Below are 8,703 nucleotides of genomic sequence, written 5' to 3'. Positions count from 1 at the left end.
GCGTCCACCAGCACCGGCACCTTGGTCTGTTCGATGATCAGGCCGAGGTTCAGCAGATTCTGGATGCCCCGCCCGGAGCCAATCGGCGCCGCCGCCGGCATGATCGCTGCCGCGCCCGCGTCTTCCAGTTTCTGCGCATAGACCGGATCGTCCGAGCAATAGACCATCACCTGGAACCCGTCAGAGATCAGCAGCTTCAGCGCCCGCAGGGTCTCTTCCATGTCGGGCAGCAGGTGCTTGGTGTTGGACAGCACCTCCAGCTTCACCAGATCCCAGCCGCCCGCCTCACGCGCCAGCCTCAGCGTCCGAACCGCGTCCTCACCCGTGAAACATCCCGCCGTGTTGGGCAGGAAGGCGAAGCGGTCCGGCTTCACATGGTCCACCAGCATCGGCTGACTGGGGTCGGACAGGTTCACGCGGCGCAGCGCCACCGTCACGATTTCGGCGCCGGCGGCCTCGGCGGCCGCGGCGTTCTGGGCATAGTCCTTGTACTTGCCGGTGCCGACGATCAGGCGTGAGCGAAACGTCCGGCCCGCCACTGTCCAGGTGTCGTCGGCCTGCGCAGAACCGTCCATCTCAACCGCCTCCAATGAAATGGACGATCTCGATCCGATCACCGTCCGTCAGGTTTGTTCTGGCATAGGTCGAGCGCGGAACGATCTCCAGATTGAGCTCCACGGCGACTTTCCGCACGTCGAGGCCAAGCGCCTGCACCAGCGCCGCCACGTCGGCGACCCCGTCAAAGGCCCGATCCTCTCCATTCACAATCAGCTGCAAGCGCGCCACTCCGGTCGCCATGCTTGTGACGCGACGTCTCCCCCGTTACAAGACACCTGAATCGACGGCGGAGCCGAATGGGCAAACCGATCTATGTGCTGAGCGGCCCTAACCTCAACCTGTTGGGGACCCGCGAGCCGGAAATCTATGGACATCAGACCCTGGAGGACGTGCGCGTGCTGTGCGAGGCCCGCGCCAGGTCCCTGGGCCATGAAGTCGTGTTCCGGCAGTCCAACCACGAAGGCGTCCTGGTCGACTGGATTCAGGAAGCCCGCGAGGCGGCCTGCGCCCTGGTGATCAACCCCGCCGCCTACGGCCATACCTCTATCGCCCTCCTCGACGCGCTGAAGATGCTGAGCATCCCTGTCGTGGAGTGCCACCTCTCCAATCCGGCGGCGCGCGAAGCGTTTCGCCGGGAAACCTATGTCTCGCTCGCCGCAACGGGGCTGGTCTCCGGCTTCGGCGCGAACAGCTATGAACTGGCCGTTGAGGCCGCCGCGGGCCTGGTCCGCTAGACGTCAAGCCAAGGATTGAGGCCGTTTCCATGCCAACTACGTCAAAGGCGCCCGCCGATCAGATTGACACGCGTCTGGTTCGCAAGCTGGCGGACATCCTCACCGAGACCGGCCTGTCGGAGATCGAGGTCGAACACGGCGGCCTGAAGGTCCGGGTGGTCAAGACCCTCACCGCCGCCACGGTCCAGTACGCCGCGCCCGCGCCGATGCCGGTGGCCGCCTCACCGGCCGCCACGCCTGCGGCTGCCGCCGTCGCCGAGGCTGCGCCCGTCTCGAACGGTGACCCTGTCAAATCTCCCATGGTCGGCACCGTCTATCTCCAGCCAAACCCCGGCTCGCCCGCCTTCGTGAAGGTCGGCGACACCGTGGAGGCCGGCCAGACCCTGTTCATCATCGAGGCGATGAAGACCATGAATCCCGTGCCCGCACCCCGGGCCGGCAAGATCGTGCAGGTGCTGATCGACGACGCCCAGCCGGTGGAATTCGGTGAACCGCTCGCGATCATCGAATAGCGCCATGTTTGACAAGATCCTCATCGCCAACCGGGGCGAGATCGCCTTGCGCGTCCATAGGGCCTGCAAGGAAATGGGCATCGCCACAGTGGCCGTGCACTCCGAAGCTGACGCCAGCGCCATGTGGGTGCGCCTGGCCGACGAGAGCGTCTGCATCGGCCCGGCGCCTGCGTCCAAGAGTTACCTGCATATCCCGGCGATCATTGCGGCCTGCGAGATCACCGGCGCCCAGGCTGTGCATCCCGGGTATGGGTTTCTGTCCGAGAACGCCCGCTTCGCCGAGATCGTGAACGCCCACGGCTTCACCTTCATCGGTCCCAAGCCGGAGCACATCCGGATGATGGGTGACAAGATCACCGCCAAGCAGGCCGTCAAGGCCGTGGGGATTCCCGTGGTTCCCGGCTCGGAAGGCGCCGTCACGACCGAGGAAGAGGCGCTCGCGGCGGCCAAGGAGATCGGCTTTCCCGTCCTGATCAAGGCGGCTGCCGGCGGCGGCGGGCGCGGGATGAAGGTGGCCAGGTCCGAGGAGGATCTGGTCGAGGCCGTCCAGACCGCGCGATCCGAGGCCAAGGCCGCATTTGGTGACGACGCGGTCTATATGGAGCGCTACCTCCAGACGCCGCGCCACATCGAACTGCAGGTGATCGCCGACAGCTTCGGCAACGTCTGCCACCTGGGCGAGCGCGACTGCTCGCTGCAGCGCCGCCACCAGAAAGTACTTGAGGAAGCGCCCTCCCCGGCCCTCGACGCCGCCGCCCGCGCGAAGATCGGCAAGGTCGTGGTCGATGCGGTCAAGGCCATCGGCTACCTGGGCGTCGGCACGATCGAGTTCCTTTACGAGAATGGCGAGTTCTTCTTCATCGAGATGAACACCCGCCTGCAGGTCGAACACCCGGTCACCGAGGCCATCACCGGCATCGACCTGGTGCGGGAGCAGATCCGCATTGCCGCCGGCCTGCCGTTGTCCTTCAAGCAATCGGACATCGTCTTCGAAGGCCACGCCATCGAGTGTCGGATCAATGCCGAAAATCCGAAGACCTTCGCCCCCTCGCCCGGCCTGGTCACCGACTACCACGCCCCGGGCGGTCTGGGTGTTCGCATGGATAGCGCGCTCTATGCCGGCTACTCGATCCCGCCGTTCTACGACAGCCTGATCGGCAAGCTGATTGTTCATGGCCGCGACCGGGAGGAATGTATCGCCCGCCTCAATCGCTGCCTTGGCGAGATCGTGGTGGGCGGCATCGACACCAACATCACCCTGTTTCAGGAACTCCTGCATCAGCCCGACATTCTGAGCGGCGACTACAACATCCACTGGCTGGAGCGCTGGATGGCGGCCAACGCCAGCTGAGTGGTTTCCAGCCCTGGTGATGGCGCGTAGACGACGCTCATGCCGCCCTTCGACGCTCACGACCTGCTCGACTGTTACGCGCGCGGCGTCTTTCCGATGGCGGACGCGCGCGAAGACCCCGGCGTCTTCCTCGTCGACCCGGAGCGCCGCGGTGTAATCCCGCTGAATGCGTTCCATGTCTCACGCCGTCTCTCACGAACCGTGCGCGCCGAGCCTTTCGTTGTGCGCCTGAACACGGCCTTCCATGATGTCGTGCTGGCGTGCGCGGCCGCTGGCCCGGGGCGCACCCAGACCTGGATCAACCGGCCGATCGAGCGCCTGTATCTTGAACTGCATGCGCTGGGTCACGCTCATAGCGTGGAGTGCTGGCAGGATGGCGAACTGGTGGGCGGTCTCTACGGCGTATCCCTGGGCGGCGCCTTCTTTGGGGAGAGCATGTTCTCGCGTCGCCGCGACGCCTCAAAGGTCGCGCTGGTGCATCTGGTCGGCCACCTGATCTCCCGAGGTTTTCGACTGCTGGACACCCAGTTCCTCACCGACCATCTCGCCAGCTTCGGAGCCCAGGAGATCGAGCGCGCCGACTATCGACGGCGCCTGGCCGAGGCCTTGAGGATCAAGGCGGATTTCTACGGCGCGGGAGGTGTCGGATCCGGAGGCGTTGTCACGGGAGCCGGCGCAGCGGTCGGCGCCGGAGAAGCAGCCGGGGCGGTCACAACAGCCGGAACGGCCGGGATCGCCGCGGGAGCCCGGGAGGCTGGCGGGCGGACGGCCGTGGCAGCCACCGGAATGGGCGGCGCATTTGTCCTGCAACTGATCGCCCAGGCGTCATAAGAGGCGTGCTGCAACGGGTTAAGGCCCGGAGACGCAGCAAACATCCAGCCCTTGAAGGCCTCACGCGAGGGCGGGCTCGGCCGTCCCGGCTGGGGCCGCGGCTGCGAGTCGATCTTCAGATACACGATCGAGTCTGCGATCGGCTCATTTGGCGCCGACCGTTCGCAGGCGCTGACAGTAAAAATGAGGCCCTTCCAGCGTACCGGCTGCCCGACCCGTGCTTCGAACCGCAGTGTTTCGGCCGTCACCTTGTCCAGTGCCTGCAACACCGCGATGTTGTAGCGCTCGCGCCGGACGATGGTTTCTACCGGCTTCTCAGCCACCCGGGCTTTGGGCGGCAGGGCCGGCGCAACCTCCTGTTCGGTCAGCGGCGTCGCCGCGTCTGTGGACGGCGTGGAGACTGTGGCGGGCGGCGCTTCTTCCGATGCCGGCGCAGCAGGCGTCGGCGGCGCGGGTGGCGTCTGGGCTACCGGCGGTGCGGGCTGGGCCGAAACCATGGTCGCCAGCGCAGTCCCGGCCAAAAGGCCAAGGCCAAGTCGGCGCGCGGGCCCTGATCTCGTGTATCGGGAGGTCACAGCTAGTCCGGCTTCCAGGCCTCGTAGTCGCCCGTCGCCCGCTGGCGCTCACCACCTCGGGAGATCGCCCCCAGAGGCTTACGGGCGTGAATCGTGCCGGTCAGATTGGGCAGATGCGCCTTTTCCCAGGACTTGACCACGAAGGGCTCGACGGTCGGCGGCTCGTCAAAGGTGTATCGCAGCCAGCCGTGCCAGTCCGGCGTCACCTTGGACGCGTCGGCATACCCCTTGTAGACAACCCACCGGCGCTTGCGCCCGCGATCATAGCTGTCGTGGGTGTCGCGGGCCTCATAGTACCGGTTTCCCAACTCATCCTGACCGACAAACCGGCCCCGTTTGGCGATGATGAAATAGATGCCGGTGGTCGCACCGTTCCACCAGGTAAAAATCGTCTTCAGGACGGACAAGGTCAGGGCTCTTCGGGGCTGGGTTCGGCGGGACTATAGGGGCGAGTTCCCGGACCGTCCAGCACTGCGGATTCAGCGGCCTTCCTCCAATATGTTGGGGATGACGGCGGAAGTAGCCACAACATCTGTTGCCGGACCGTCCCGGAGCCGCCTAGGATCGCCGTCTCACGGAGTCGGCCATGAGCAGCGAACCATCAGCCGCGGGAATCGAGGGGCGAACCCTGGAGCTTCGCGATCGCGTCGCGCAGGTCGAGGCTCCTGCTCACTTCACCAACGCCAGAACCGAAGCCTGGATCGACTGGGCTGACGGGCGAACAGATCTTGCGACCGCGATCCAGCAGCGGGCCTATGACCTGGCGGGCAAGGCTCAGGCCAAGGGTCTGACCAGGGACCTCCGGGCGCGCACCCGTTTCCGCGACGCCCTCAGCGAAGCGATGATCCTCGGGGCTATCGCACTGGCCCCGGCCACGCCCGCTCTGAAGGTACTGGATCCGGGCGACGAGCCACTCGAACGCATGGAGGCCATGCATCGCGGTCGCGAGGCGGCCCGCGCGTCGGCGCGCCAGATGCGCGAGCGGCTGGAGGCTGTGATGCAGGCGGTCCTGCGTTGCGACGGCGACCCGGAAGCCTGCGCTGACATTGCGCGCAATACCAGCCTGGCGCGCGCCTCGGAGGCCGCACGGGTGATTGGCGCCGAGGATGCGACAATCCTCGAGGCCATCGCCCTTGCAAGAACCGGCGCCAGCGACTGGCCGTGCGCCGCACCGTCTGCCGCACCGCTGGCTCCGGTTGTAACGGCCTCCCCCGTGTCGTCAGCGCTCGCACGGGCGGCCTGGACCACAGGTCGCGTGGTTGCCGCCAACAACGCCCGGGACGCTGCCGCCATAGCGGAAGCGGCAGGGTTCCCCACGGCCGGACTTGAGCTCATGAGTTTCTGGCGTGACCAGGCGTTTGATGAAGTCGGTTTCTCGGCGCACGTCAAACTCTCCATCACCGCGCTGGCGGCTGAAACCGATGGCCCCCTTCTGCTGGCCCTGGCGGGTCTGGGTGACTGGCTGGTGGCCCAGGGGTTTGACTACGACAGCCCCCAAGCGCGCGACGCCGCCCGCAATCTCTTCCTGCAGGCCCGGGCGGCCACCGAGGACCTGGCGCTGGATGTCCGCCTGGGTCTGGTCAGCGATCCGGAACTAGCCCTGCGACTTGGCGCACGACTGGATGCCGCGCCCTGGTCAGGACCGGTTACATTTGCCGAAACGGCTGACGGCGAAGTGGTCAGAGTACTGTCGGAAGCCGCCATTCTGGGCTTTTGCGCTCTGGACGTCGATCTAGACGCAGCGCGGACGGCCCTGCTGGGCCGTCGGAGCCTCGAAGATACACCCGGCGTAAACGCGCAATCCCTGGCGGCGCATGGCTTCACAGCCCTGGAGATCGAGGCTGCACAGGCCGAACTTCCGTTCGTCTCGCGGCTCTCGCAGGCGTTCGCACCCCCGATTGTCGGGGAAGGCTTCCTTCGCGATGTGATGGGGGCAACCCCGGAACAACTCGTCGATCCACATCTGGATGTGCTGGTGTTGTCCGGCTTCTCTCCTGACGAAATCCTGGTCGCCGAGGCCTGTATTATGGGGGATGCTTCCCACCAGAGTCTCGCGGCAATGGGCGGGGATGTGCAGCGCGTTTTCCGCCCCGGCGCGTTCATAGAAACGCGCGCTCATGCCGAGCTTCTGCGCGCCATAGCGCCGATCCTCGATGTTCCACCAGTTCTCGAAGTCGAATTGCCCTGGGAGGCCAGTGTCGCTGACGTGAATGCCGCATTCGCGGGTCACGGTGTTGCAACAAGGGTCTCGCGGGCGCCGCCGCCCGCGTCTTTCACCCTCGACATCCCGTCAGTGCCGGATCTGCCTGTCCGGGCGCCTCTGGCAGAGGCTGAGCCCCGGATCGTGGAGCGGATCATCGAACGGGATCGCACCCGCCGAAAACTTCCGGATCGCCGCAAGGGCTACATCCAGAAGGCCTCGGTAGGCGGTCACAAGGTCTATCTCCACACCGGTGAATATGACGACGGCGAGCTCGGTGAAATCTTCATCGACATGCACAAGGAGGGTGCGGCCTTCCGGTCCTTGATGAACAACTTCGCCGTCTCGATCTCGATCGGCCTGCAGCACGGCGTGCCGTTGGACGAATTTGTGGACGCCTTTGTCTTCACCCGGTTCGAGCCCGCAGGCCCGGTCACCGGCAACGATACGGTGAAGTCAGCGACCTCGATCCTGGACTATATCTTCCGGGAACTCGGGATCAGCTATCTGGGACGCGACGAACTGGGCAATGCTGATCCCGGTGAGCTGAACGCCGACGGCCTTGGGCATGGCAAGGCCGATGGGGTTGCGGCGGAGGAGCCCCAGCCAGCGTCCCGCTACATTTCCAAGGGGTTTGCGCGCGGTACTGCGCCTGACAACCTGGTCTTCCTGCCCGGTGCGGGCCGTGGCGGTGGTCCCTTCGGTCTGCGGGAGGCAGAGATTTGCGCCGCCTGTGGCGACACGGCCGTCGTGCGCAAGGGCCAGGCCATGATCTGCGATACTTGCGGGACCCGCGCAGGAAGAATCCCCGAGGGTCAGGCCGGTTAGCCTAAAGGAAATTACCACGAATTAAGTGGCGTTCAGAGGTCATGGCAGGCACTGGTGAGGCTCAGTTCTCCCGGATAGCGTCCTGAAATGTACCGCGCCTTCCTCATCGCCGCCTCTGCCGCAGGGCTTCTGTTCGCCTTGATGCCGGCTGGTGCGGCCTCGGCGCGCGACCGCGAAGTGGCCCGTCAGACCTCATTTGGCGGCTCATGCATCGGTTGCGAACTGGCTGGCCGTAATCTGTCAGGCGCCCGGATCGTGGGCGCCAACTTCTCGGGCGCGAACCTCACCGGCGCCAACCTTCGGGGAGCGCGGCTGTACGCGTCCAACTTCGCTGGCGCGGACCTCACCAAGGCCGACCTCAGCGACGCCGCAATGAGCGGGGCCAACTTTACCGGCGCCAATCTGACTGCTGCGAAGTTACAGTCCACCAAGGTGATGGGCGTTTCTTTTACCGGCGCCACGCTCTCGATGGCCGATCTGTCCGAAGCAGAGACTTCAGGCGCGACGTTCCGGAAAACCGTCATGATCGATGCAGATCTGCGGTCCGCCACCCTGAATGGCGCAAATTTCGAACAGGCAGATCTCTCAAGCGCCGACCTCCGCGATGCGAAAGCTTCAGGCGCCAACTTTTCGCGGGCTCGCCTGAGCGTGGCCAACTTCCAGTCCGCAGCCCTTCGCGGCGCCAGTTTCGGGCGCGTTGAGGCCAGCGGCGTGAGCTTCCGCGACGCACAGATGAATGGCGCCAGCCTCTCCTTCAGCGAATTCGCAAGGGCTTCGTTCCGGTCCGCAGACCTGACAGGCGCCAACCTTTCGAACTCAAGATTCTATCGCACCGACTTTCGCGACGCGGACCTTTCGCGCACGGGCCTTGCCGGCGCGGACCTTTCGAGCGCCGTTGGACTGAGCCAGGACCAGCTCGATGAGGCCTGCTCAGGCCCGGGCACCCGGCTGCCGCGCGGACTGATCGGAAGAACTTGCGTGGGCGCTAGTTATCCGACGCTTCCGGATTCTAGAGCGGTTTCCCTACGCTGTGAATCGGGAGGGATTCCCAAATCAGTGATGGAGTGATTCAAGCTGCATGCTGGTGAAGGAGGCCGGCATGCATGGGTCATCC

9 protein-coding genes and 1 pseudogene are annotated in these 8,703 nt (G+C 65.4%); 6 read left to right on the top strand and 4 right to left on the bottom strand.

Annotation, left to right across the window (positions count from 1 at the left end; genetic code table 11):
• Positions 1-575, bottom strand: a 575-nt coding sequence (locus tag ACIQ3B_RS17355; protein WP_397404802.1) for a thiazole synthase, incomplete at its 3' end; no start/stop codon positions are given.
• A 1-nt stretch (position 576) separates the two neighbouring features.
• Positions 577-777 carry a sulfur carrier protein ThiS gene (gene thiS, locus ACIQ3B_RS17350; protein WP_397404801.1) on the bottom strand — a complete coding sequence of 67 codons (201 nt, stop codon included), beginning with the start codon at positions 775-777 and terminating at the stop codon, positions 577-579.
• A 77-nt stretch (positions 778-854) separates the two neighbouring features.
• Between thiS and aroQ the strand changes: the two genes are divergently transcribed.
• The 4 genes and pseudogenes from aroQ to aat all read left to right on the top strand — a co-directional run.
• Entirely contained in the window at positions 855-1,292 is a 438-nt protein-coding gene (gene aroQ, locus ACIQ3B_RS17345) for a type II 3-dehydroquinate dehydratase (protein WP_397404799.1), read from the top strand.
• A 29-nt stretch (positions 1,293-1,321) separates the two neighbouring features.
• Entirely contained in the window at positions 1,322-1,804 is a 483-nt protein-coding gene (gene accB / locus ACIQ3B_RS17340; protein WP_397404797.1) for an acetyl-CoA carboxylase biotin carboxyl carrier protein, read from the top strand.
• Between the two features lie 4 nt (positions 1,805-1,808).
• On the top strand, positions 1,809-3,155 hold the full coding sequence (accC, locus tag ACIQ3B_RS17335) for an acetyl-CoA carboxylase biotin carboxylase subunit (protein ID WP_397404795.1): 1,347 nt from the start codon (positions 1,809-1,811) through the stop codon (positions 3,153-3,155).
• A 39-nt stretch (positions 3,156-3,194) separates the two neighbouring features.
• Positions 3,195-3,803: pseudogene (aat, locus tag ACIQ3B_RS17330) on the top strand (leucyl/phenylalanyl-tRNA--protein transferase); the annotation flags it as partial.
• On the opposite strand, the gene ACIQ3B_RS17325 reads toward aat, so the two are convergent.
• On the bottom strand, positions 3,782-4,483 hold the full coding sequence (locus tag ACIQ3B_RS17325) for a DUF2155 domain-containing protein (RefSeq protein ID WP_397404804.1): 702 nt from the start codon (positions 4,481-4,483) through the stop codon (positions 3,782-3,784). The pseudogene aat and the gene ACIQ3B_RS17325 sit on opposite strands and share 22 nt — an antisense overlap.
• 80 nt (positions 4,484-4,563) lie before the next feature.
• Positions 4,564-4,968: an NADH:ubiquinone oxidoreductase subunit NDUFA12 gene (locus ACIQ3B_RS17320; protein WP_397404793.1), complete on the bottom strand. Its 405-nt coding sequence runs from the start codon at positions 4,966-4,968 to the stop codon at positions 4,564-4,566.
• Positions 4,969-5,147: 179 nt separating this feature from the next.
• Between ACIQ3B_RS17320 and ACIQ3B_RS17315 the strand changes: the two genes are divergently transcribed.
• Positions 5,148-7,589, top strand: coding sequence for a ribonucleotide reductase (locus ACIQ3B_RS17315; protein ID WP_397404791.1), 2,442 nt, complete (start codon positions 5,148-5,150; stop codon positions 7,587-7,589).
• An 87-nt stretch (positions 7,590-7,676) separates the two neighbouring features.
• Positions 7,677-8,657 (top strand): pentapeptide repeat-containing protein, encoded by a 981-nt coding sequence (locus tag ACIQ3B_RS17310; protein WP_397404789.1) that lies wholly within the window; start codon positions 7,677-7,679, stop codon positions 8,655-8,657.
• Positions 8,658-8,703 lie beyond the last annotated feature (46 nt).

The organism is Phenylobacterium sp., assembly GCF_044358365.1.
Taxonomy (GTDB): domain Bacteria; phylum Pseudomonadota; class Alphaproteobacteria; order Caulobacterales; family Caulobacteraceae; genus Phenylobacterium.
The sequence above is the reverse complement of the archived record's forward strand: the minus strand, read 5'-3'. Positions and strand labels throughout refer to the sequence as shown.